This window comes from Vibrio sp. 378, assembly GCF_033339435.1.
In genome coordinates, this window is the sequence record NZ_JAWOUO010000702.1 from 1 (window position 1) to 636 (window position 636).

General features: G+C 46.2%; 1 protein-coding gene and 1 pseudogene. Both read left to right on the forward strand.

From position 1 onward, the window contains the following. On the forward strand, positions 1-293 hold a 293-nt coding region (locus R7Q48_RS28365), incomplete at its 5' end, for an aminotransferase class I/II-fold pyridoxal phosphate-dependent enzyme (protein WP_318133656.1). Positions 294-458: 165 nt separating this feature from the next. Beyond that, a pseudogene (locus R7Q48_RS28370) lies at positions 459-636 on the forward strand (alcohol dehydrogenase catalytic domain-containing protein); the annotation flags it as partial.

The following is a 636-nucleotide window of genomic DNA, read 5'->3' on the forward strand; positions in this document are numbered from 1 at the left end:
GTCTATGGGAAAACGCAGCGCATTTCCGTGCTCGTATGGAAGCTGCAGGCTTCACAATGGGCGGCGCAGACCACGCGATCATTCCCATCATGCTGGGCGATGCAAAAGTTGCAGCGGAGTTCGCTGAGCGTGCTTTAGAAAAAGGCATCTACGTAATCGGCTTCTCATTCCCTGTAGTACCAAAAGGCCAAGCGCGCATCCGTACTCAAATGTCAGCAGCGCACACTCGTGAGCAGCTAGATCGTGCGATCGATGCGTTCATCCAAGTTGGTAAAGACATGGGCATTATCTAAGTTCGATATCTCTCATGTTGATGCGGTTTGATGACAAAGGCTTGCCCAAATCTCCGTTGGAGCAGGCTCATTGGGTTAAGCCTTTTATCCCGCATTGTTGAGTGATGATGAACTTTATAGAGATTTTTTGTTTCGCACTGAGCGAGGCAATATTTGGTGAATACTATGAAAATTAAAGCACTATCAAAGCTAAAGCCTGAACAAGGCATTTGGATGACCGAAGTAGACAAACCTGAGGTTGGCCATAACGACATTCTGATCAAAATTAAGAAAACCGCGATTTGTGGTACAGACGTACACATTTACAACTGGGACGAATGGTCACAAAAAACCATTCCAGTAC